At 72.0% G+C, this 23,371-nt stretch carries 17 protein-coding genes; 3 read left to right on the top strand and 14 right to left on the bottom strand.

Features of this window, described 5'->3' with window-relative positions; translation table 11 throughout:
• Position 1: 1 nt before the first annotated feature.
• The 9 genes from FYX01_RS14645 to FYX01_RS14685 form a co-directional block, all read right to left on the bottom strand.
• Positions 2-2,416 carry a CdiA C-terminal domain-containing protein gene (locus tag FYX01_RS14645; RefSeq protein ID WP_150241615.1) on the bottom strand — a complete coding sequence of 805 codons (2,415 nt, stop codon included), beginning with the start codon at positions 2,414-2,416 and terminating at the stop codon, positions 2-4.
• 49 nt (positions 2,417-2,465) lie between these two features.
• Positions 2,466-2,801 carry a DUF6507 family protein gene (locus FYX01_RS14650; RefSeq protein ID WP_150241617.1) on the bottom strand — a complete coding sequence of 112 codons (336 nt, stop codon included), beginning with the start codon at positions 2,799-2,801 and terminating at the stop codon, positions 2,466-2,468.
• A complete protein-coding gene (locus tag FYX01_RS14655) occupies positions 2,798-3,121 on the bottom strand; it encodes a cell envelope biogenesis protein TolA (protein ID WP_150241619.1) in 324 nt (107 codons plus the stop codon). Before FYX01_RS14655 ends, FYX01_RS14650 begins: the two co-directional genes overlap by 4 nt.
• Positions 3,122-3,425: 304 nt before the next feature.
• Positions 3,426-4,841 (bottom strand): DUF6177 family protein, encoded by a 1,416-nt coding sequence (locus tag FYX01_RS14660; RefSeq protein WP_150241621.1) that lies wholly within the window; start codon positions 4,839-4,841, stop codon positions 3,426-3,428.
• Positions 4,842-5,097: 256 nt separating this feature from the next.
• Positions 5,098-6,264, bottom strand: coding sequence for a VWA domain-containing protein (locus tag FYX01_RS14665; RefSeq protein ID WP_150241623.1), 1,167 nt, complete (start codon positions 6,262-6,264; stop codon positions 5,098-5,100).
• Complete coding sequence (locus FYX01_RS14670; RefSeq protein ID WP_150241625.1) at positions 6,261-8,660, bottom strand: DUF5682 family protein; 2,400 nt, start codon at positions 8,658-8,660, stop codon at positions 6,261-6,263. The genes FYX01_RS14665 and FYX01_RS14670 overlap by 4 nt, the downstream gene beginning before the upstream one ends.
• Positions 8,660-9,775 (bottom strand): ATP-binding protein, encoded by a 1,116-nt coding sequence (locus FYX01_RS14675; protein ID WP_150241627.1) that lies wholly within the window; start codon positions 9,773-9,775, stop codon positions 8,660-8,662. Before FYX01_RS14675 ends, FYX01_RS14670 begins: the two co-directional genes overlap by 1 nt.
• Positions 9,772-11,316: a DUF5691 domain-containing protein gene (locus FYX01_RS14680; RefSeq protein WP_150241629.1), complete on the bottom strand. Its 1,545-nt coding sequence runs from the start codon at positions 11,314-11,316 to the stop codon at positions 9,772-9,774. Before FYX01_RS14680 ends, FYX01_RS14675 begins: the two co-directional genes overlap by 4 nt.
• Positions 11,313-12,557, bottom strand: coding sequence for an SWIM zinc finger family protein (locus FYX01_RS14685; protein ID WP_150241910.1), 1,245 nt, complete (start codon positions 12,555-12,557; stop codon positions 11,313-11,315). The genes FYX01_RS14680 and FYX01_RS14685 overlap by 4 nt, the downstream gene beginning before the upstream one ends.
• Positions 12,558-13,079: 522 nt before the next feature.
• On the opposite strand from FYX01_RS14685, the gene FYX01_RS14690 reads away from it, so the two are divergent.
• Positions 13,080-14,432 carry a cytochrome P450 family protein gene (locus FYX01_RS14690; protein ID WP_150241632.1) on the top strand — a complete coding sequence of 451 codons (1,353 nt, stop codon included), beginning with the start codon at positions 13,080-13,082 and terminating at the stop codon, positions 14,430-14,432.
• On the opposite strand, the gene FYX01_RS14695 is transcribed toward FYX01_RS14690, so the two are convergent.
• Positions 14,429-15,400, bottom strand: coding sequence for a TIGR03557 family F420-dependent LLM class oxidoreductase (locus FYX01_RS14695; RefSeq protein WP_150241635.1), 972 nt, complete (start codon positions 15,398-15,400; stop codon positions 14,429-14,431). The two genes, FYX01_RS14690 and FYX01_RS14695, sit on opposite strands and share 4 nt — an antisense overlap.
• A 19-nt stretch (positions 15,401-15,419) precedes the next feature.
• The gene (locus FYX01_RS14700; RefSeq protein ID WP_150241638.1) at positions 15,420-17,510 is read right to left on the bottom strand and encodes a catalase; all 2,091 of its coding nucleotides are present in this window, start codon (positions 17,508-17,510) and stop codon (positions 15,420-15,422) included.
• A 234-nt stretch (positions 17,511-17,744) separates the two neighbouring features.
• On the opposite strand from FYX01_RS14700, the gene FYX01_RS14705 reads away from it, so the two are divergent.
• Complete coding sequence (locus FYX01_RS14705) at positions 17,745-18,605, top strand: SDR family oxidoreductase (RefSeq protein WP_150241640.1); 861 nt, start codon at positions 17,745-17,747, stop codon at positions 18,603-18,605.
• A gap of 127 nt (positions 18,606-18,732) precedes the next feature.
• Here the strand turns inward: FYX01_RS14705 and FYX01_RS14710 are convergent, their stop codons facing one another.
• Positions 18,733-19,146, bottom strand: a complete 414-nt coding sequence (locus FYX01_RS14710) for a ChaB family protein (RefSeq protein WP_150241642.1) — start codon at positions 19,144-19,146, stop codon at positions 18,733-18,735.
• Positions 19,147-19,511: 365 nt separating this feature from the next.
• Between FYX01_RS14710 and FYX01_RS14715 the strand changes: the two genes are divergently transcribed.
• On the top strand, positions 19,512-20,444 hold the full coding sequence (locus FYX01_RS14715; protein WP_150241644.1) for an alpha/beta hydrolase family protein: 933 nt from the start codon (positions 19,512-19,514) through the stop codon (positions 20,442-20,444).
• Between the two features lie 480 nt (positions 20,445-20,924).
• Here FYX01_RS14715 and FYX01_RS14720 read toward each other — a convergent pair whose 3' ends face one another.
• Complete coding sequence (locus FYX01_RS14720) at positions 20,925-22,250, bottom strand: ABC transporter substrate-binding protein (RefSeq protein WP_150241646.1); 1,326 nt, start codon at positions 22,248-22,250, stop codon at positions 20,925-20,927.
• A gap of 35 nt (positions 22,251-22,285) precedes the next feature.
• Positions 22,286-23,368 (bottom strand): branched-chain amino acid ABC transporter permease, encoded by a 1,083-nt coding sequence (locus tag FYX01_RS14725; RefSeq protein ID WP_150241649.1) that lies wholly within the window; start codon positions 23,366-23,368, stop codon positions 22,286-22,288.
• Positions 23,369-23,371 lie beyond the last annotated feature (3 nt).

Raw genomic sequence — 23,371 nt, forward strand, 5'->3', positions numbered from 1 at the left:
CTCATGGCCATGAAATGACGTATTCATTTCCAATGATGATAACTTCGTCGAGATCACCCCCGTACCGGCGGAGCGAATCCCGGAGTGCCGATATCGCCGTTTCCTGTGGTGTATTGACGGAGCGGACATCCATGACAAGCCGACTCGACTGCTCGCGACCCTTTCGAAGATTTTGGATGATCGAGTTCTTTGAGGCCCTCTCCGGCGTCTTGAACTCGATAGTCACGTCTCTTCCAACAACCACGGAATCCGGTGACTTCACGCCATCGGACCGGGCGACATCCACCGACTTTACCTCGATCCCGTACTCATGCAGGTATTCCGCGATGGCCTGTTCCTTGTCGTCGTAGTACTCCCAACCCTTACCAACCCGGTCGCGCAATTCATTCACCGTGGGCTGGTTGTACCTCGCGGGGTCGACGTCCTCAGGCCGGGGAATTCGATCATCGAGCTCCACCTTGTCAGGAAAGACGTCCAGCAACCTCTCCTGGTTGCCGATCCCCGTTTCGCCTTCCTCGTCTTGCTCATCCCGACCCGCGGTCTGATCATCAGGCCCACTGTCGCCGTCGCTGTTATCCTCGTCATCGTCTCCGGTGCCGGTGCGGTCCCGGGGCGGCTCATCACCGCCGCCCTCGCTGCCGCCGCCGGTGGCGGGTTCGGGGCGCTCCTGTTCCTCACGTGGACCGCCCGTGCCCTCCTGATCGTCGTCGCGGCGCTGGATGGGGTCGTCACCCTGATCGCCCTCGACGTCCTCATCGCGGCGCAGGGGACGTTCCTCGTCGCGGGATGCGTGGGTCTCACCCGGCTGGGACTCGCTGTCCGGACGCGGGGCCGAAGACGGAGCGCCGGACTTCTCCTCGGGTCCGCTCGGCGCGCCCGCACCATCCCCCTCCGAACGTGGTCTACCGCTGTCCTGGGGCTGCGGGGTGTCACCGCGCTGCGGCGCGGGCGGGCTCTGGGATGGCCGGTCCCCGCCGCCGTCGGGCACGGGGGTGTTCGGGGTGGAGGAGAGCGGGCGGTACCGGTTGGGGTCCAGCAACGACTCGTTCAGTTCGGTGAGCGGGTTCTCGAAGCGCTCACCGGTGGGGCGGCTGCCCTCCCCGGCGTTCGGCAGCGGGCTGCTGGGCCACTCCCCCGTCCCCGGTCCTCCCTGCGACGTGGACTTGTCGGAGCCGTCGGAGCCGGAACCGCCAGAGTCACCAGAGCCCTCGGAACCGTCCGAGCCGTCCGAGGGCATACCGCCGGAGCCGCCCACCCCTGCTCCGGCGACGATCTTGAGAGCTTTGAGGGGAAGCCCGACGGTCATCATCGCCGCGTTGGCGCCGATGGTGGTGTTGGAGTAGGCGGTGCCGTCCTCGCGCGTGGACCAGGCGGTGTGCCCCTCCCACAACTCGTCCTTGCTGGCATCGAGGTTGTCGGTCCACCGGTCCCACCCCGCGCCCCACCCCTCCCGGCCGCCCGCTCCCGGATCCCACAGCCACCCCTGGTCGTCGTGGATACCGACCAGGGCGGCCGCGTCCATCCCCGCGTCGCCCCAGGCCGCCTTGGCGTTCTCCCAGCGACCCGAGGCATCGAAGCGCCATCCGTTGTCGGGGTGCCAGTACCCGAGCTTGGTCGTCAGCCCCACCGCCGACCCCCACAGCGCGTCGGTGACCACCGTGTCCCAGAGCGCCTGGCCCTTGTCGTTGCCCCAGTCCATCTGGGAGGGGTGGAACTCGCTGCCCGCCCACGCCGCGGCGTCGTCGGCGAAACCGTTCACGCCCTCGAAACTGAACGCGGTCTCCAGGGAGAGGTCGCGCTCGCCGGCGTCGGTGGGCAGCCCGTAGACGAGCACGCCGTCCCCGCCCGCCTGGCCGGGCGAGGCGTAGGCGGGACCGTCGAAGACCGCCGAGATCCGGGAGGCGCAGTCGTTCTCGGCCTCGTTGAACGTGGCCCAGGCGGCGTTGACCTCGTCCTTGAGGCGGATGTTCTCCGTCAGCGCCCACTCGTCGGTCTTCTCGTCCTCGGTCAGCCACCACACCTTCTCGTCGTGGTGCCGGTTCCAGAAGCCCTGGGCCTCGATCCGCAGGGTGTTGAGCGATCTCCGCGCGGTCTTGGCGGCCTCGGCCAGGTCCTCCAGGGCTGCGGCGACGGTGGCCAGGTCGCTGGAGATGTCCTCGCCCTTGGTCACCACCGGGTCCATCTTGGAAAAGAGCGACTCGCTCTCGGGGGCCTCGTAGTGGGCCTGGAGGCCCTGCCATGTGGAACGCAGGTCCTCGGCCCCGCCGAAGAGGTCCTCACCGCCGGTGCGCAGCGCCTCGGCCGCGTAGTTGAGGGACCACACGTCGGTCAGCGGATAGGGGATGGCCTCGGGGTCGATGAGCGTGAACATGTTCGGGTCCACGCCGTCCTGGGGCTGGGTGGGTTCGAAACTCACCAGGGGGCCTTCCGTGGGGGCGGGGAGGGATGGGGGACGGGGCGTCGGCTCAGAGGTCGAGGTTGTCGCCGGTGCCCGCCTGCCCTTGGGCCTCGGCGGCCATCTCCTCCTGGCCCTCGCTGTAGGCCAGGGCGGCGTCGTTGGCTCCCTGGAGGCAGGAGAGGCTGCGGGTGAACATGGCGTCGGTCTTGCCGGTGAAGTGGTCGAGGAACCCGGCCAGGGCGGTCTCCACGGGCGGGCTCTTGGCGTTGTTCAGCGCCATGTCGATCCCGTCGGCGGTGGAGTCGATGGTGGAGGAGAACCCGCCTCCCTCCAGGCCGAGCTGGTCGCCGAGGTCGGTCAGGACCAGCGCGACCCCGTAGACGTCGATGTTCCACTGACTCACCGGCCGTCTCCCTTCGGGGAGGCGGTGAACCGGTGCGGGTGGAACGCGGCCCCGGGACCGGCCGCCGGAGCGGAGGCGGCCGAGCGGTGGGCCTCCGCCGTGCTCTGCTCGGTGACGTGGGCCTGGAGCAGGTTCAACGAGGCGCGCACACCCCGGACCGTCCTGGCCATACGTTCCCCGACGGGCTTGACGGAGGTTTCGTCCGGCTCCGGGGCGGTGGGCGGTGCCTGTCCCGCCGAGTCCTCGTCAGCGGGTGCCGGGTGCCGGGGTCCGGTGGTGGAGACACTCCCGGCTGACGGCTCGACCAGCTCGAACTTCATCCAGCGACACCTCCTGCGCTTGTTTCTCCTGCGTTCTTTTCGTCGACACCACACGCTTTCAGCGCACTGCCGTAGAGCAGTATGCGCATATGGGATGACACTTCACGATCGGTTTTGGTTCGAGGAAAAGTCGCATTCGCGATGGTCAGGAGATGGATTCCCGGCCGCCGGGCAGGAACGCGCAGATGAGAACGGTGGGCGTGACGCGCGCCACTTTCACCGCACGGGAGAAAGGTCCCGGGCAATCGGGCAGTGCGCGAGGACCACGTACGTCCCTTTCCCGGAGATCGCTCCCGTCCCCCTGTCACCCTCGGGAAGCCGCGGTCAGGTAGGCGGCCTGCCTCCGCGTGAGTTCCAGCGCCCGCAGGGGCGCGGCCGCGTCCGCCAGCACGGGATACCACACCGCCCGCGCTCCGCCCTCGCCGAGGAGCGTGCCTCTGATGGGTCCCGCCTGGGCGGGGCCGGCCCCGATCCGGCGCAGACGCTCCGGGCCGATCGCCATCCCGACCGGGACGGCCGGTCCCGCCCACACCGGTACGTAGGTGACGTCGCTCCGGCCGGGAAGGCGGCGCACCCGCATCCCGTCCAGTAGTCCCTCCTCCGCGAGCGCCTGCACCAGTGCCGGGAGCGCGTCGAACGGTGCGGCGGCCTCCTCCTCGAAACCGGCCACCACCGACACCCGCTCCGACACCCGGCCCCCGCGCCAGCCCAGGCGGACCTGACCGGAGAACGGGTGCTCCGGGCCCGGCGGCCCGGACAGGTACAGGATGGACGGCTCGGGCCCGCGCTCGTGGACGAAACCCGCCAGGCGCTCCCGGTCCCAGGCCATGAGCGTGGGCTCGTACGGACCCCACGCCGACGGCGCGGCCCCGGCCAGGTGCTCGGCGACGACCTCCGCGGCACGGCCCGGGAGCGGGTCCGCCCCCTCCCGGTGGCGCACGGCCACGTCCACCGCCAGCTGTGTCCCGGCGGTCTCGGCGAAGTCCGCGAGGAACTCCGGGACCGGCTTGACGCCCGGTTCCCTCGCGGCCCAGTCCGGCCCGGCCGGTTCCCTGTCGGGGAGGAAACCGTAGGTCCCGTCCCAGTGCACCGGCAGACCGGTGACGCCGTCGTAGCAGTCACCGTCCCCGCCGCGCACCACCCAGCGCCCCAGCGGCCCGGTCGCGAAGGTGCGCGCCGCGTAGGTCAGCCGCGAGGTGGGCGGGGTGAGGACCTGGAGCGTCTTCTCACCGGCATGGGTGGCCACCGCGTCGCTGAGCCAGGACGAGAACGGCACCACCGCGCGGTCCTGGGCGACCAGGAGCGCCCTGGCCGCGGTGCGCTCGACGGCCGGGTGCCCCGGCTCCTCCCACAGGCCGAAGTCGGCCTCGCCCGAGGTCCACACCGCGCCTCCGAGACGCAGCGCGAGCCCGTCGGCGAACCGGTGCGCCACCTCGCGGCCCCGCGCGTCCGGACGGGCCCGTGCCTCCACCCACCAGAACGTGTCCGGCAGGCCCGCCACGACCTCCGCCCCGAGCAGGCGCACGACATCGCCGGGGTGTTCCACCCGCCGCCCGGGTTCGAGCGTGGCCAGGAGGTGGCCGTCCTCGTCACGGATCTGCAGGACGTCGGTCTCCCCGTGCTGGTGCAGGCGCAGTTCCGGACCGACGTCCTGCAGGGCCTCGACGACCGCCCGCTCGTCGGGCCTCCCGACGACCAGGGCCACCACGTCGTAGCTCAACGGTTCTCCCGGTTGGAGGGTTGGGGGTGAGAGGGGTACCCGGTGCCGCTCGGCCGCTCCGGCCGAGGAGCGGATCACCGTTCGCCGGTGAGCATATCCAGAACGTCACCGAGGAACCGGTTCGCCCCGCTTCGCCCGTTGCCCTGAGCGTTCCGCCTCCCGCCCGGGGGGTGTGGGAGGCGGAACCGGAAGCACTCGCCGCCTCCGGGGGCGGCCGGAGGACGGGCGGGGACCGCCACGGCCCCGCCCGCCCGGATCAGGCGTCCTGGTGACTCTCTACCCAGGATGTGAGGGACTGCCCCTGGATGGCCGCCGCCATCAGCTCGGGGAACGCGTCCGGCGTGCAGGCGAACGCGGGCACCCCCATCTCGGCGAGCGCGGACGCGTTCTGCCGGTCGTAGGACGGCGAGCCCTCGTCAGAGAGGGCCAGCAGCACCACCACCTGGACCCCGGCGGCCCGCATCGCGGCCACCCTCCTGAGCATCTCCTCTCGGACACCGCCCTCGTACAGGTCGCTGATCAGCACGAAGACCGAGTCGTCAGGCTTGGTGATCAGCTCCTGGCAGTAGGCGATGGCCTTGTTGATGTGCGTACCGCCGCCCAGCTGGGTGCCGAACAGCACCTCGACCGGGTCGGTGAGCTGCTCGGTCAGGTCCACCACCGCGGTGTCGAACACGACCAGGGACGTGCGCAGGGTCTTCATGGAGGCCAGCACCGCGCCGAACACGCTCGCGTAGACCACGGAGGAGGCCATCGAGCCGCTCTGGTCGATCGCCAGCACCACGTCCTTCTGCACCCCGCGGCTGCGGCGCCCGTAGCCCACCAGGGTCTGCGGCACGATCGTGCCGTGCTCGGGCAGGTAGTGGGCCAGGTTGCGGCGGATGGTCGCGTTCCAGTCGATGTCGGCCGCCCTGCGCGGCCGGTGCGTGCGGGCCGACCGGTCGATCGCCCCCTGCACCAGGGACCGCGTCTTCTGCGCCACGCGGCGCTCCAGGTCGTCGACCACCCGGCGCACCACCGCGCGGGCGGACTCGCGGGCCTGCTCGGGCATCACCCGGTTGAGGGAGAGGAGGGTGCCGACGAGGTGCACGTCCGGCTCGACGGCCTCCATCATCTCCGGCTCCAGGAGGAGCTGGTGCAGGCCGAGCCGGTCCATGGCGTCCTTCTGCATCACCTGCACCACGGAGGAGGGGAAGTACTCCCGGATGTCGCCCAGCCAGCGCGCCACCCGGGGCGCCGAGCCGCCGAGTCCGGCGGAGCGCTCGCCGCTGGACGACCCGCTCCCGGAGCCGTCGCCCCGGTTGTACAGGGCCTCCAGGGCCGCGTCCATCCCCTGGTCGGCGGTGCCGAGCCCGGAGGGACACTGCGCCTCCCGGCCCAGTACCAGCCGCCAGCGGCGCTCCCGTTCGTCCACGGTGTTCAACCGAGGCTCCTTCCGTCGGTGAGGATGGCCAGCGCGGTGGCCAGGGCCGGGGCCGCGCGTTCGGTGTCCACGGCCACGGCAGCCGGGGAGCCGCCGCCGTCTGCCGCGGGCCCCGACCCGAGCCGCAGGGCGGACGCGCCGATCTCCCGGCGCTCGGGGCCCTCGAAGGCCCCGAAGGTACGGCGCAGCAGCGGGAGCACGGCGGTGAACCGCTCCTCGGGCAGGGCGAGCAGCCAGGCGTCGATCAGCCCGAGCAGGTGCTCGTCGTGCACCAGGATCAGCCCGCTGCCCTGGAGGAACCCCTCCAGCCAGGCCGCGGCCCCGGCGGGCTCGGCTCCCGGGGACATCGCCAGGCCCAGGCGCCGGCGCAGCTCCTCGGCCTCCAGCAGCCCGGCGTCCGACAGCATCCGGTTGACCCGTCCGGCGATCCGCCCTGGCAGGGTGTCCCGTCCGGTCAGGGCGACCAGGGCCGCGGTCCAGGCCCGCGCGCCCTCCCCGCCGAGGAGGGTGGCGGCGGTGTGCGTGGCGTCGATGAGCCTGACGAACTCCGCCGCCGCGTCGTCGTCCAGACCGTGCACCGCCGGGGCGAGTCCGACGCACACGCGCCGCAGGATCTGCTCGGCGACCGTGCGCAGGTGGGCGCCGTCGGTGCCGCGCACGTCCCCGTACCGGGCCGAGCGGGCCAGCGGGGGCAGCGCCTCCATCAGGTGGGTGACGTCGCTGTCGGTGGCCGCGCGGTCGGTGAGCAGGGACAGCACCCGGGGCAGGGCCCCGCCCAGGTCCGCGAACAGGCACCGCTCGGTGAGGGAGGTCAGGGCGGGCAGGTCGGCGCCCTCGGCGAGGTCGGCGGCCCTGGCCTCGGCGGCCGACGCCACGGTGGTGCCCCACCGGCTGGCCTCGATCAGCGCCACGTCCATGTCGGGGTCCCAGCGCAGCCGCCACGACTCCCGGAAGGTGCCCTTCCGGCCGCCCTCGGGGGTGCGCGGGACGCCCCACCCGACGCCGAGCAGCCGCAGCCGGTGCAGCAGCACCCCGCGTTCGCGCTGGTTGTCCTTGCGCAGGTCCAGGTCGATGTCGCGGTCGAAGGGCTCCGGCTTGAGCCGCAGCCGTTTCTGCGCCGCGATGAGGTCGCGCTGGAGGGGGACCATGGGCGTGGACGGGGGCACCGAGCCCATCCGCTCGCCGACCGCCATCCGGTGGTGGACCAGGGCCGCCTTGGCGGGAGCGCCCTCGCACAGGACCGCGGTGAGCGCCTCGGAGACCTCGTCGAGCCCGGCGAGCGGACGCCCGCGCAGCACGGCGAGGCTCTCGGCGAGCCGTACGCCCTCGATGACGTGGGAGGAGGACACCGGCTGCCCCTCCTCGCGGAGCATGCGGGCGGCGTCGGTCAGCCACCGGTGCACCGGCAGGTCGGGCGCGGTGAACAGGTGGTGGTACCAGCCGGGGGCGGCGACACCGGCGCCGTAGCCGCTGGCCGAGGCCAGGCGCCCGTGGGTCCACGGCACCCAGGTGGCGGTGACCTTCACCTTGGGCAGGCCCCTGAGCAGGGCGGTGTCCTCCCTGACCGGGTGGTCGGCCACGTCGCGCAGGGCGGGGGCGTGCCAGGCGCCGCAGACCACGGCGACCCGCTCGTGCCCCTCCCTGAGGACGGCCCGCAGGGTCTGGCGCATGTACGCCTCCCGGCGCGCGTCCCGCCCGCTCTCGGGAGCGGACTCGGCCCGGACGGCGGCCATGGCGTCGGCGATCGCGGGGAAGGGGGAGGGCTCCCCGGCGCCGCGCTGCTCGATGACGTCGTCCCACCAGCGTTCGGCGTCGTCGTAGCCTGCGGCCTCGGCGAGCACCCCGAGCGGGTCCAGCCGGACCCGTTCCGGCTCTCCGGTCCCGCCGTCCGCGCTCTGCCCGTCCGGCTCTCCGGCCGCACCGGTCCCGTCACCGGGTTCGGTCCCCGGACGGTCCTCCTCCTGCTCGGCCCGCGCGTGCTCCTCCTCGGCTTTGCGCCGCTCCTCGGCCTCGGCGATCCGCTCGGCGAGGGTGTGCGCGGCGGGAAGGTCGCAGAAGCGCACCGGCACGTCGTTGCCGACGGCGTAGCGCAGCGCCTCCCACTCCGGGGAGAAGCCGGCGAACGGCCAGAACCCCCAACCCGCGTCCGTCCGCGCTCCGTCCCCGTCCTTCGCCGCGTCCCCCTTCGGGGTGTCGGCGTAGGCCAGCAGCGCCACCGGCGGCTCCAGCTCGCCCACCAGGGAGGTGAGCGCGTCCGCCTCCGGCGGCCCCTCGATCAGCACGGCGTCGGGCTTGATCTCCTCCAGGGCCGCCCGGACGGCCCGGGCCGACCCCGGGCCGTGGTGGCGCACGCCCAGGACGTGCAGCCCGCTCGTGTCCAGCCGGGAACGGCCCATCAGGCGCCCACCTCACGGCAGGCGCGGTAGAACTCGCCCCAGCCGTCGCGCCCGCGCGCGACGGTCTCCAGGTACTCGCGCCACACCACGCCGTCGGAGACCCGGTCCTGGACGACGGCGCCCTGGATCCCGGCGGCCACGTCGGCCGGGCGCAGTTGCCCGTCGCCGAAGTGGGCGGCCAGTGCGATGCCGCTGGTGATCACGGAGATCGCCTCGGCCGTGCTCAGCGTTCCGCTGGGCGACTTGACCTTGGTGCCGTTGTCCTCGGTCATCCCCGAGCGCAGCTCGCGGAAGACGGTGACCACCCGCTTGATCTCGGTGAGGCTGGTGGGCACCTCGGGCAGTTCCAGGGACCGGCCGAGCTGCTCCACCCGCTGGGTGACGATGCGGACCTCGTCCTCGGCGCTGTCGGGCACGGGCAGCACCACGGTGTTGAACCGGCGGCGCAGCGCGCTGGACAGGTCGTTGACGCCCCGGTCGCGGTCGTTGGCGGTGGCGATGATGTTGAACCCGCGCTGGGCCTGCACCTCGATGCCCAGTTCCGCCACGGGCAGGGACTTCTCCGACAGCACGGTGATGAGCCCGTCCTGCACGTCGGAGGGCATACGGGTGAGCTCCTCGATGCGGCCGATCGAGCCGCGCGCCATCGCGGTCATGACCGGGCTGGGCACCATGGCCGCCTCGGAGGGGCCCTCGGCGAGCAGCCGCGCGTAGTTCCAGCCGTAGCGGACGGCTTCCTCGGATGTCCCGGCGGTGCCCTGGACGAGGAGGGTGGAGTCACCGGAGACCGCGGCGGCCAGGTGCTCGGACAGCCAGGTCTTGGCGGTGCCGGGGACGCCGAGGAGCAGCAGCGCCCGGTCGGTGGCCAGGGTGGCCACGGCGACCTCGACCACGCGGCGCGCGCCGATGTACTTGGGGGTGATCTCGGTGCCGTCCTCCAGCGTGGTGCCCAGCAGGTACCGGGTGACCGCCCACGGGGAGAGCTTCCAGCCCGGGGGCCGCTGCCGGTCGTCGGCCTTGGCCAGCGCCTCGATCTCGGCGGCGTAGGTCTGCTCCGCGTGCGGGCGCAGGGCCTGGGCGGCGTCGGTGCGGAGGGAGGGGGCGGAGGTGGTCAACTGAGCTCCTTGTGCATGTCGAGCCGGAACCGGAGGGTGTTCCGGAGTTGGAGGTAGGCGTCGGCGGAGACGTCGATCGGGGGTTCGCCGGGCAGTTCGGCGAGGTGTTCCGGGGGCAGGTGCGAGGCCGCGGCCTCGCAGAGCTCCCGGTATCCGTTGTGGTCGTGTTTGCGGCCCCTGGTGAGCAGGCGTCCGACCACCCGCTCGCTCAGTTCCGGGGGCCAGGGACCGTGTGTGGCGTGCAGCAGCTCGCCCCAGCGGACGAGGGGGGCGGCGTCGTCGAGGACGCCGGACACGAGCTCGTAGCGCTCCCGCGGCGGCAGCAGCCCCAGCAGCTTCGCCAGCTGGAACAACTGGCCGGTGTTGGGGTGGCGCATGGTCTGGACGCCGACCGTCCCGAGGACGGCCCCGGCCCACTCCGCGTTCCGCTGGACCGCCACGGCGTTGACGAGGGCGCCGAACAGCCAGTTGTTCCTGCCGTACCCGCCGGGCCTCCTCTCCGCCGCCGTGAAGACCCCGGCGGGATCGGTGCCGAGCAGCCCGGGCCACACGTCCAGAGGTGTGTGGGTGACCAGCGCCCACATCCGCTCGTACCGCTGGTTCGCGTTCTCGCTCCGGCCGTCGGACGCGGCCAGGGCGAGGTCACGGCGGACGGCGGGGTCGTCGGTGCCGGTCGATTCCATCCGAAGGATCCCGCCCGCGTCGAGCGAGGCGCTCTGGCGGACGCAGCCGCGCAGCCGTTCGGCGTGGCCGCTGCCGGGCAGCCGGGTGAGCAGGGACAGCGCGCACCCGCGCACGTTGGCGCTCCGGTCGTCCAGCGCCCTCTCGACGAACTCCTCGTCCGCGGGGCCGAGGCCGACGGCGAGCGTCTCCAACAGGTGACGGCGCAGTTCGGCCCTGGCCAGGCCCGGCCAGAGGGCCGTGAGGAGTTCGCGGGCCCGGTCGGGGTCCTCGGCGCGCAGGGCCGCGAGGGCGCGGCGGCGCTCGCCGGGGGTGCCGTGGTCCCAGTCCCGTTCGCTGAACCGGTCGCCGGGGGCGGACTCGGCCAGCATGTGGGACCAGGAGGGGTTGAACCGGGCCAGCCAGTGGCCGCGCGTGCCGACGGCGGCGGCGAGCGCGGGGCGCAGCCGGCTGTCGCGCACGCCCTGGTCGAGGAGGGAGGGGACGCTGGAGTGCGCGGCGCGCCGTCCGCAGGCGGACACCAGGTCCAGCCACTCGGGCAGGAGTTCGGCCCGGTCGGCGAGGATGTGCTCCAGGACCCGGGTGGCGCCCGCTCCGGCTTCGGGGCGCTCGTCCTCGGTGTCGGGCGTGAGGGGTGCGATCCCGGTGGCGGGGGTGTACCCGGCCGCGCGTCGGACGACGGCCAGGGCGGCCCGGTCCAGGAGGGCTGCGGCCCCTTCGGTCTCGGGCGTTTCGGGCAGGTCGGGGGTGTCGGGGACGGAGCGCCGGGAGGTGCCGACCAGGGCGGCCGAGACCAGGCGCTCCCAGGAGTCGGCGGGGGCCGGGGGGACGGGGGCTTCGGAGTCGCGGGTGCCGGTCACAGGGAGACAGCCTTTCCGTTCCGGTCCCACACGGCGATGGGGGCGAGGCCCTCTCCGGGGGACCACTCGGCGGCGACGGTGGCGGGGTGGCCGCCGGTGACCGCGAGGAGCCGCCAGGGCTGGGCGGTGTTCAGGGGCAGTGCGGTGCCGTCGGGGTCGGCGAGGTACCACCGGTCCCCGTGAGCGGGGGCGGCTTGGTCGATCACGACCGGCCAGGTGTCGAGCCAGGGGTCCTCGGCGGCGGCCTCGGCGAAGGCGTCGAGGGCGTCGGTGACCGTGCCTCCCGCGGGCGGGTCCGCGGTGGCGGTGTCGCCCTCGCCTGCGGGGACGATTCGGTGGCCGTCGGGGTAGAAGGCGAACTCGGCGGTCACGTCGGTGCCGACCCGGAAGGGGGTGTCGGGGGCCTGCCCGGTGCGGGAGAAGGACAGGGACAGGGCGGTGCGCCCGGTCCGGGAGCCGCGCAGCCACACGCGGCGGGAGCGCATGTCGGCCTCTGGCGCGGTGGTGAGGCGCTGGCCCAGGACCCGCCAGGTGTCGTGGACGCGCTCGCCGCCGGCGAGGACTTCCTCGGCCCTGGTGGTGATGCCGACGCGGGCTCGGGCGGCGGCGCGGGTCCGCTCTCCGAGGGCGTCTCCGGCCTGGTGGGCGACGGCCAGCAGGTGGAGGAGGCCGAGCCGTTCGAGCAGGCGCTCGGGCCAGCCGTCCCCGCGGGCCGCGCCGGGGAGCCGGGCGACGAGGGAGGAGGCGCCGCCCGCCTTGGCGTCGACCAGGCGCTTGGCCATGCGGTCCCAGTGGCCGTAGCCGTACCTGGGCACCTCCGCCAGTCCGGCATCGATCTGGTCGCGCAGCCAGAGGCGGAGTTCGTCCATCCCGGCCCCGACCGACTCCTCCCTCTCCCTGAGGGTGGCGGCCGCCCTCTCCGGGTCGGCGGGGGCGCTGGCGCGGGCCCGGACCTGGCGGGAGGCCCGGCCGGAGAGCCAGGTGGCGACCCACTCGGGCCTGTCCTCGCGGAGGGCCACCTGGTCCTGGGTCCACAGGGCGAACAGGGCCAGGGCGTGCTTGCAGGGGATCTTGCGGCTGGGGCAGCTGCACTTGTAGGCGGTTCCCCCGGCCCCGTCCAGGTGGACGGCGGCCAGGTAGGGCTTGGCCCCGCTGCCCCTGCACTCACCCCATATGGCGGAGGTGCCGCCCTCCGGGGCGGCGACCGCTCCGCGCTCGGGCCAGGACCCCTCCTTGGCCACCTTGAGGGCGGCTTTCCGGGAGGAGGTGTCCGGAGCCAGAGCCCATACGTCGTCGGTACTCCATCGATCGCTCACACAAAGAACACTACGGACCGGTGGTGACAAAACGGAGGGCTCCGGAGCGCTCCCCGACGACCTTTTCCGAACGGCCACGCGGACTTCCGCGGACCCGGGGGGACTGTCTCACCCCTGTGCCATACTCAGGCCGAGGAGCGGCCTCGGTGGAGCACGGAAGCCCTGCGCACACGGTTCTCCCGCGCATCCACAAACCGTTTTGCGTTTTATGGAAGTTTTATCCTGATATCGAAACACCAGAAGCGCACATTTCCACAGGCGTGTTGAAAAAATGGCTTCCGCACTTCTAGAATGCCACGACCAGGACGCCGGTCCGCCCACCGGACCGCCGACGGTCCGCCGCCCCGCCTCCGAGCACGGCCCCGCTTCCCCACCTCCCGCCGCACCAGCACGACATCTTCCCGAAGGGAGGGAAGCGGCTCCCGCCCCCCGGGTACCGCGCACCCGATGACGAACGCCCGCCCCGTCGAGATCACCCGGCTCTACGGCACCACCCCCGACGCCGGCCGCGACGGCCTCTGGGACACGCTGCGCGAACACCACGGCCCCGTCGCCCCGGTGGAGTTGGAGACCGGTGTGCGGGCCTGGCTGCTGCTGGGCTACCACGAGAACCTCGCCGTCCTGCAGAACCAGCACCTGTTCTCCCGCGACACCCGGCACTGGAGCGAGGTCGCCACGAGCCGCGTCGATCCCGCCTCCGCCCGGCCCACCCTGTCCTGGCGCCCCAACGCCCTGTACGCCGACGGCGCCGAGCACGCCCGGCTGCGCTCGCCCATCGTGGACGGCCTGGCCAGGGTGGACATGAGCGCCACCGCGCTCACGGTCCGCCGGATCGCCGACGAACTGGTCGACTCCTTCGTCGCCGACGGCAGCGCCGACCTCGTCTCCGAGTACGCCGACCCGTTGCCCGTGCTCGTGGTCAACAGCCTGTACGGGCTCCCCGACAGCTACGGGTACATGCTCGGCGACCTCACGGCCACCGTCCTGGGAGAGGACGCCAGACGCGGCGAGGAGGCCGTCAGCCGCATCCACCAGTACTTCTCCGAACTGGTCGCTCGCAAGCGCGAGCGCCCGGGGCCGGACCTCGTGTCGTGGATGCTGGAGCACCCGGCCGGGCTGAGCGGCGACGAGGTCGCCCACCAGGCCGCGCTCATCAACAACGCCAGCCACCAGGCCACCACACACCTCATCGGTAACACGATGCGCACCCTGCTCACCGACGCCAACATCCGTACGGCGCACACCGACGCCCTCCTGCCGGTCCACGAACTGCTCGACCACGTGATGTGGACCGACGCCCCCTGCCAGATCCTGCCCGCCAGGATCGCGCTGCAGGACACACGCATCGGCAACGCCGAGATCCGGGCGGGCGACGCCCTGCTCATCGGCTTCGCCGCCGCCCACCGCGACCCGGCCGTGCGGTGCGACCGCGACGGCTACACCGGGGTGTCCAGCGGGCGCCGGGCCCACCTGATGTTCGGCGCCGGACCGCACGCCTGCCCGGCCCGCGAGCTGTCCAGGATGATCGCCGCGATCGCCGTCACCGCGCTCCAGGAGCGGCTGGTCGGGATGCGGCTGGCCGTGGCGCCCGAGGAACTGCGCTGGGTGCCGTCGCCGTTCGTGCGCGGGCTCCGCGAACTGCCGATCACCTTCGCTCCGGGCGGGCCCGCCGCCCCGGAGACCGGGGAAGCCCCGGAGCCCGGGGGCGCCGACGGAACCCCGGGGCCCGAGGGTGCCGACGGTCCCGAGGACGACCTGCTGGAACGCCTCCTCAACTGGTGGCACGGCCTGCGTACCTAGGTCGCGGGCACCCCCATGTCCCGGATCGGTCCGGACAGCTCCCTCTCGAAGAAGTCGAAGAACCCCTCCGGGTCGGGTCCGGCGTTGATCAGGCACAGGTGGTCGAACCCGGCGGAGGCGAACTCGCGCACCACCTCCAGGTGCCGGTCCGGGTCCGGCCCGTACCCGAACACGTCGCGCATCGCGTCCCTGTTGATCAGTGCGCTGGCCGCCTCGAAGTTGACCGGGTTGGGCAGCTCGGACTGCACCTTCCACCCGGTCAGGGCGAAGCGGAACATGTCGCGCGCCGAGTCCAGCGCGTCGCCCTCGTTGGTCGCCCAGGCCAGGGGCACCTCGGCGTAGCGGGGACCGGTGCCCCCGGTGTCCCCGTAGACGCGGGCGAGCGCCTTGCTGGGCTCGGTGCAGAACATGCCGTCGCCCAGCTCGGCGGCGAGCAGGGCGGCCTCCTCCCCGCCCGCTGCCACGATGATCGGCGGCGGTTCGTCCGGCAGGTCGAACACCTGGGCGTCCTCCAGGGTCAGGTACCTGCCGTCGTAGGAGTGGTAGCCGCCGGACCACAGCATGCGGATGATCTGGATCGCCTCACGCAGCATCTCGTGGCGCCTGGTCGCGTTGGGCCACCCCTCGCCGACCACGTGCTCGTTGAGGCGTTCACCAGCGCCCAGCCCCAGGGTGAACCGCCCATCGGAGAGGATGGCGGTGGTGGCCGCGGCCTGCGCGACGATCGCCGGGTGCACCCGCAGGATCGGACAGGTGACCCCGGTGGCCAGCTCGATCCGGTCGGTACGCTCGGCGATGGCCGCGAGCATCGACCACACGAAGCCGGAGTGGCCGTGGCTGAACAGCCACGGGTGGAAGTGGTCGCTGATCTCCACGAAGTCGAACCCAGCCTGTTCGGCGCGGACGGCCTGGTCCACGATCTCCCTGGGCCCGAACCCCTCGGCGAACAGCTTGAAACCGACCTTCATGACGTCCGTCCCCCCTCCATCACGCGGGCACCGACGCGGTGGGCCGGTCCCAGTAGCGGTGTGCTCCGAGCAACCGGGTGAACTCGGCGACGCCCTCCTCTCCGGCCTCCGGCGAGACGACCACGCCCAGCTCCGTCCGGGCGGTACCCGCCGCCGTGGTGACCTCGTCCGGCAGCGGGGGCGCGAGCAGCTCGGTTCCCGCGCCGACAGCCGCCACCGGCTTGTGGTGCTTGTACGCCTCCAGGACGAAGTGCCGCGCGACCCCGTCCCCGGCCAGTGTCCGGGCCGCGTCCGGTCCGCCGGGGACCACGACCGCGTCGTAGAGCACCGAGGAGACGGTGGTGTAGGCCCGGTCCACGGTGACCACTCCCCCTTCGGCGGTACGGACCGCGCCGTCGGTGGCCGCGAGGAGTTCCACCACGGCTCCGGCCCCGACCAGGGGTTCACGGAACGCGTCGACGGCGGCCCCGTCCACCCCGTCGGCGACCAGGACGGCCACCTTGCGGCCGACCACGGAGCCGAACGTGGTGCTGAGCTGGCTGACGGCGGGCGAGGAGCGCCCGTGGTTGGGTACGGCCTCCTCCTCCGGGGGCTCGACACCGATCCCCTCCGCCACCCGCACGGACAGTCCGTGGTCCACGTGGTTGAGGTTGGCGACCACCCGCTGGCGCACCTCCAGCTCCTCGCACTTGCCCAGCTCGAAGCGGAACGCCTCCACCAGGTGCTCGCGCTCCCAGTCGGCGAGGCTGTTGTAGAAGAGCGTGGCCTGCGAGTAGTGGTCGGCGAAGCTCTCGCTGCGCACCCGGATCTTGTCGCCCTCCACCTTCTCGGTGTAGTGGTGGTGGACGCCGTCCCCGTGGGCCAGGACCGGGCAGCCGCCGCCCAGGCTGTTGCGGAAGTAGGAGGTCGTCCCCCGGTGCACGCGGTGCTGGGCGAAGCCGTCCCGCTGGTTGTTGCTCACCGGCGCGACCGGGCGGTTGACCGGGATCTGCTGGAAGTTGGAGCCGCCGAGGCGCAGCAGCTGGGTGTCCAGGTAGGAGAAGTTGCGGGCCTGGAGCAGCGGGTCGTTGGTGAAGTCGATGCCCGGCACCACGTTGGCGGTGTGGAAGGCGATCTGCTCGGTCTCGGCGAAGAAGTTGTCCGGATTCCGGTCCAGGGTCAGCTTGCCGACCGGACGGACCGGGACCTCCTCCTCCGGGATGATCTTGGTGGCGTCCAGCAGGTCGAAGTCGAACCTGTGCTCGTCCTCCTCCGGTACGAGCTGCACGCCCAGCTCCCACTCCGGGAACTGGCCGCGCTCGATGGAGTCCCACAGGTCGCGCCGGTTGTAGTCGGGGTCCTTGCCCTGGATGCGCTGCGCCTCGTCCCAGACCAGGGAGTGCGTGCCCAGGAGCGGCGTCCAGTGGAACTTGACGAAGGTGCCGTGCCCCTCGGCGTTGACGAAGCGGAAGGTGTGGACGCCGAAGCCCTGCATGGTCCGGTAGCTGCGCGGGATCGCCCGGTCCGACATCAGCCACATCATCATGTGCGTGCTCTCGGGCTGCAGGCCCACGAAGTCCCACAGGGTGTCGTGCGCGGACTGGGCCTGCGGGATCTCGTTGTGGGGCTCGGGCTTGACCGAGTGCACGAAGTCGGGGAACTTGATGCCGTCCTGGATGAAGAAGACGGGCATGTTGTTGCCGACCAGGTCGTAGTTGCCCTCCTCGGTGTAGAACTTCGTCGCGAACCCGCGCACGTCGCGCACCGTGTCGGCGGAGCCGCGCGAACCGGCGACCGTGGAGAAGCGGACGAAGACCGGTGTGATGACGTCGGGGCTGCTCAGGAAGTGCGCCGCGGTCAGGTCGGAGAGTCCCTCGTAGGGGCGGAACCGTCCGTAGGCGCCCGCACCGCGCGCGTGCACCACCCGCTCGGGGATGCGTTCGTGGTCGAAGTGGGTGATCTTCTCGCGGGCGTGGAAGTCCTCCAGCAGTGTGGGACCCCGCGCGCCCGCGCGCAGCGAGTTGTCGGTGTGGCCCACCTTGACGCCGGTGTCGGTGGTCAGGGGCTGGTCGGAGTCGACCCGGTCCCCGTCGAGCTGACGGTCCTTGGCGTCGCGTTCCTCCGCGGCCATGGCAAACCTCCGTGGTTCGGCGTGCTCTGCGTTCCGGGGGGGTCCCTACCTCACGTCCCCCTGACCGGCGCCGTTCACGGACAAACGTGGTTGACCCCGTTTTGGAGCGGCGTTCACCGCCTCCCGAACCAGGCAAAGGAAGGTTCCGCGATAGCGCCGGGCCCGAGTCGGAGGAAGCGAAGCGGGTAGGGGCGGTCACGCGAGGAGACCGAGAAGACACAGGGGGAGACGCCCATGCCCGAGAATCCACTCCCGGCACAGAGCCAGCCGTACCCGGGCCGGACCGAGCCGATGGAACCGCGGCCCAGGGACGAGATGCGCGACTACGAGGGCCGCGGCCTGCTCAAGGGGAAGCGGGCGCTGATCACGGGAGGAGACTCCGGGATCGGCCGTGCCGTCTCCGTGGCCTTCGCCAAGGAGGGGGCCGACGTGGTCTTCGGCTACCTCGGCGAGGAAGAGGAGGACGACGCCCGGCACACGGAGAAGCTGGTCCGGGAGCAGGGACGCAAGGCCGTGAGCGTGCGCGGTGACGTGGCCGACGAGTCGTTCTGCTCCCACCTGGTCCGGCGCGCGGTCGAGGAGCTGGGCGGAATCGACGTCCTGGTCGAGCACGCCGGGACCCAGAAGCCGGTCAACGACTTCACCGAGCTGAGCACCGAACAGCTGCGCCGCACGTTCGACGTCAACGTGATGGGAGTGTTCTGGACCGTCCGCGAGGCGCTGGAGCACATCCCCGAGGGCGGCTCGATCGTCATCACCGGGTCGGTCAACGGCCTGCGCGGCAACAAGTCGCTGATCGACTACGCGGCGAGCAAGGCCGCGGTGATGAACCTGTCGTCCTCACTGGCGCAGACGCTCATGGGCCGGGGCATCCGGGTCAACTGTGTGGCGCCCGGACCGGTGTGGACCCCGCTCATCCCCGCCACACTCGGGGAGAAGGGCACCGAGGGGTTCGGCGGGCAGGCGCCGATGGGCCGGGCCGCCGACCCGGACGAGATCGCGCCCTCGTACGTGTTCTTCGCCAGCGGCCGGACGTCGTCGTACTACAGCGGCGAGACCCTGGCCCCGATCGGCGGGGAGATCCAGTCGAGCTGAGCCCGGAACGGAACCGGATCCGGTGGGGGCGGGACCCGTGCGTTCCGCCCCCGCCGCTCCGCCGGACGAGGTCCGGCCCCCTCCACGCGCGCGGAGGGGGCCGGACAGGACGGACGGGAACGGTGGGTCAGGACGAACGGGCCCTGGCGGTGCGCCGGTTGTTCTCCTTCTGCAGCGCTTCCACGAGCTGGCCCTTGTTCATCGACGAGCGCCCCTCGACGCCGAGCTTCCTCGCCTGCTCGTAGAGGTGCTCCTTGCTGGCGTTGGCGTCCACTCCCCCAGCGGTCTCCTTGTCCTTGCCCCGGCCGGGGCCCGCCTTGGGGTTGGACGCCTGCTCGTCCGAGGGGCCCGAACGCTGTTTGGGCACCCAGCGGTCGCCCTGCTTCTCGAACTCGTGCTTGACGGCCGCGAAGGCGACGCGGTGTGCGCGCTCGCCCTCGCCGTACTCCTCCACGGCCGAGTCGTGCGCCTTGATCCAGGTGCGCTGGGCCTTCTCCGGAGACCGCTGGAGGGTCGACGGAAGTTCACTGGCACCGGGCATGGTCCTCACTCCCTCGTCGTGCGCCTACATGCTCCGCCTGCCCGGGGACACGTCACCGAAAACACCGGATCACCCCCGTTCCGGCCCATATCATCACCGTAAGCTGCGACCCGTCACTACTGGTGATTCCACGGATGCACTTTTACCGAAGCGACACCATAGTGAAACCACGAACGAAGGGAGGTTGATCTCCGGTACCCGGTTCCTTTCCCTCTCCCAGTGAGAGTCCGGGTCACCTGAGGCCGGCCGACGTACCGAGGCCCCCGATGCCAGGTAGGCCGGCTGCTTCCCCCCACGGGAAACCCCCTGGTCCGCGACCACCGCGAGGTACGCGGATTCCCGCTGCACGAGAAAAGGAAAAAGGCGTGCGAACATACCCCCTTTCCCCCGAGACCGACGGCATCCGCCGCAGTCCTCGTTCCCGCGTGTCCCGAATCGCCGCCCGGGCGGCACTGACCCTGACGCTCGTGGCGGGCGTCACCGGCGGTGTCGTCGCTCCGGCCCAGGCCGCCAACCCCTACGAGCGCGGACCCGCGCCGACGGAGTCGAGCGTCACCGCCACCCGGGGCTACTTCGACACCGACACCGACAGCGTCTCGTCGCTGGTGAGCGGCTTCGGCGGTGGCACGATCTTCTACCCCAGCACCACCCGTGAGGGGACGTTCGGCGGCGTGGTGATCGCGCCGGGCTACACCGCCAGTTCGTCCACGATGGAGTGGATGGGACACCGACTCGCCTCGCAGGGCTTCGTGGTGTTCACCATCGACACCAATACCCGCTACGACCAGCCCAACAGCCGGGGCCGCCAGCTGGAGGCCGCCCTGGACTACCTGGCCGACGACAGCGACGTGTCCAACCGGGTGGACGGCGACCGCATGGCCGTGATGGGCCACTCGATGGGCGGCGGAGGTACGCTCGCGGCCGCCGAGGACCGGCCCGAGCTGCGCGCGGCGATCCCGCTGACCCCCTGGCACACCCAGAAGAGCTGGGACGACGTCGAGGTCCCCACGATGATCATCGGGGCCGAGAACGACAGCATCGCTTCGGTGCGCTCGCACTCCATCCCGTTCTACGAGAGCCTGGACAGCAACCTCGAGAGCGCCTACATGGAGCTGGACGGCGCGAGCCACTTCGCGCCCAACATGTCCAACACGGCCATCGCCAAGTACAGCATCTCCTGGCTGAAGCGCTTCGTCGACGAGGACGAGCGCTACGAGCAGTTCCTGTGCCCGCCCCCCAGCACCGGATGGCTCTCGGACTTCTCCGACTACCGGGACACGTGCCCGCACCTCACCTGATCCGGCGCCCCGGTCCGCGCGGAGACGGCGCGGACCGGGACCCGAGAACCGCGGCGGCCCGGAGGGATCCCCTCCGGGCCGCCGCCCTGTGCGCCGGGGGCCCGGGACCCCGGGCCCCCGGCCGGGCACCGGTGGAGCGCGGGCACCGCACGGCCCCCTTCGGACACCTCCCGGAGGACACCAGGGCACCAGGGACGCCAGGGCTCGCGGAGGGGCTGGCGGGCCGGCCGGGGCCCTTCACCGGATGGTCCCCGCCCCTGCCGACACTCCCGACCGCCGACAGTGCCGGCAGGGGCGGGACCATCGCCGTCGTGAGCCTGACAGCCCTGGCGGCCACCGGTCCGGTACACCCCGGGCACGCCAACGGCCCCGGGGCGGGAAGCCCGCGGGGCCGAGGGTCGGGAGTCGCCGGAACGGCCGTGGGGATCACGGCGAGCCGTCCGGCGCCGGCGCCTCCGTGGCGGAGGCGCCGGCCGCGGATCAGCCGTGGAAGTCCAGCTCGTCGGGGCCGAGGGGCTGGAAGTCGGTCTCCTCGATGGCACCGCCCTCGCGGTCGGTCACACGCGGGTCCTGGATCATCTCGATGCTGCCGCCCTCCTGGTACTGGACGACGTACACACCCTGGTGGCCGCCGTGGTCACCGTCGCTGGAGGAGAAGGGGACGGGACTGGGACCCTGCCACTCCTGGGACTCCAGGGCGTCGATCAGCGACTGGCGGGTGAGGTCCTCGCCCGCCGACTTGAGCGCCTGGGCGAACATGACGGCCTGGGTCATGCCGAAGACGTGCGTGTTGGTGACCGTTCCGCCCTCACCGTGCTCCTCGTACACGTCGAGGAAGAACTGGGCCCACTCGTCGTCCGGGTCCTCCACGCGCGGCATGTAGCTCGTGATGAGCATGCCGTCGAGGAAGGCGTCGGCGGGGACGCCCTCGGCGTCGGTGTCCTGCGTGAACTCGGACAGCAGCCCCTGGAGCGTCGCGGTGTCACCGCCGATGCTGGAGACCACCCACTGCGGCTCGTAACCGATGCGTGCCGCCTCCAGCATGCCGAGCGCGACGAACGCCGGGATGCAGGAGCACACGATCACCTCGGCGTCGGAGCGCTCGAACTCGGCGATCTGGGCGCTGAGGTCGGGCGCCTCGGACTCGTAGTGCTCTCGGGCCACGACCTCGTCGTCGAGGTACTGGTCGAGCCCCGCCTGGGAGTCCTCACCGATGTCGTCGTTCTGGTACAGGTAACCGACATTCTGGTCGGCGAGGTTCTCGGAGATGTACTGTCCCTGGATCTTCGCCTCCTTCGTGTAGTCGGTCTGCCAGCCGTAGGTGAGGGGGTGCTCCTCGGGGTCGTTCCACGCCAGCGCGCCCGAGGACGGGAAGACGTCGGGCACGCCCTGTTCGTTGAGGTAGTCCAGGACACCGCTGTGGGTGGGCGTGCCCAGGCCGCCCACCATCGCGAAGATCTCGTCCTCCAGGACGAGCTGCCGGGTCACGTCGATCGTCTGCGCGGGGTCGTAGGCGTCGTCCTCCACCCGGTAGTCGATCTCGCGCCCGTTCACACCGCCCTGGGCGTTGACGTACTCGAACACGGCGCGGGCCCCCTGGGAGACCGCGATGTATCCCGGGGCGGCCGGGCCCGTCAGGGGCTGGTGGGAGCCGATGATGACGGAGTCGTCGGTGACGCCGGTGGAGACGTTCAGGTCGACCTCGGCGTCATCGGTGACCTCGCCCGCGCCGCCACACGCGGTCGCGAGCATCGTCAGGGCCAAGGCCGCCACCAGGGCGGTCTTGGTGCCGCTGCGGTTTCGCATGGTGTTTCTCCTCTTGTTAAGGGGACGGAAGTGGTTCAGCGGGACTTGGTGGGTCTGATACGGAGGGCCAGGCGCTGTAGCGCACCGTGGATTCCCAGTGGCCAGAAGCGCATGACGAGGATGAGGACCACGCCGAAGAACACGACGGGGAGGTTGTTCTCCGCGTCGCGGCTCAGGCCCAGGGAACCGGCCAGGTCCGAGGTCCAGATCTCCAGGTAGACGATGGCGATCGAGGCCCACAGCGCGCCCCACAGGCTGCCGATGCCGCCCAGGACGAGGGCCGCGAGCAGGGTCAGGGACAGCGCGAGGGTGAAGGTGCTGGGGGTGGCGGTGCCGAGCACGTAGGCCTGGAGGCCGCCGGCGAGGCCGCCCGCCGCCGAGGCGATGACGAACGCGACCACCTTGGTCTTGCCGACGGGGATCCCGGCCATGGAGGCGGCGGTCTCGTCGTCGCGGATGGCGCGCATGCGGCGGCCCAGGCGTCCGGTGGAGACGACGGCCAGCACCGCGAGGCCGACGACCACCACGGTCCACACGACCAGGGCCTTCCACTCGCTGTCGGTGACCAGGCCCTGAAGGAGGGGCGGGGCACCCGCGGTGCGGACGTTGATGCCGTTGCTGCCGCCGAGGAGGTCGTGGTAGCGGTGGGTCAGCCCGGGCAGGCCGACGGCGAGGATGAGGGTGGCGCCCGCCAGGTAGGGGCCGTGCAGGCGCGCGGTGGCGGCGCCGACCGCGATCCCGGCGACCACGGCCACCACGACGATGATCAGCATGTTCACGGACAGGGGGAACATGGGCTGGTACAGGACGAGCAGCGCCATCGTGTAGGCGCCGATCATCATGAACGCGCCGTGTCCGAGGGAGACCTGGCCGCTGCCTCCGACGAGCAGCTGCAACCCGGCGACGGCCAGCATGGTGTAGCCGACGGCGGCCACACGCAGCGCGGTGAGGTCACCGGTGACGAACAGCAGGACGGTGACGGCGGCGAGCCCGAGCGCTGCCAGCAGCAGGTGGCGCAGCGGTGAGGGCAGGGAGCGCCAGCGGCCCTCGGAGGGGGCGGCGGACGGGTTCGCGGGAGTGGCGGCGCGTTCCGCGCGCTGCCGGGTGGGTGAGGACATCGG

Source organism: Nocardiopsis quinghaiensis, assembly GCF_008638365.1.
Lineage (GTDB): Bacteria > Actinomycetota > Actinomycetes > Streptosporangiales > Streptosporangiaceae > Nocardiopsis > Nocardiopsis quinghaiensis.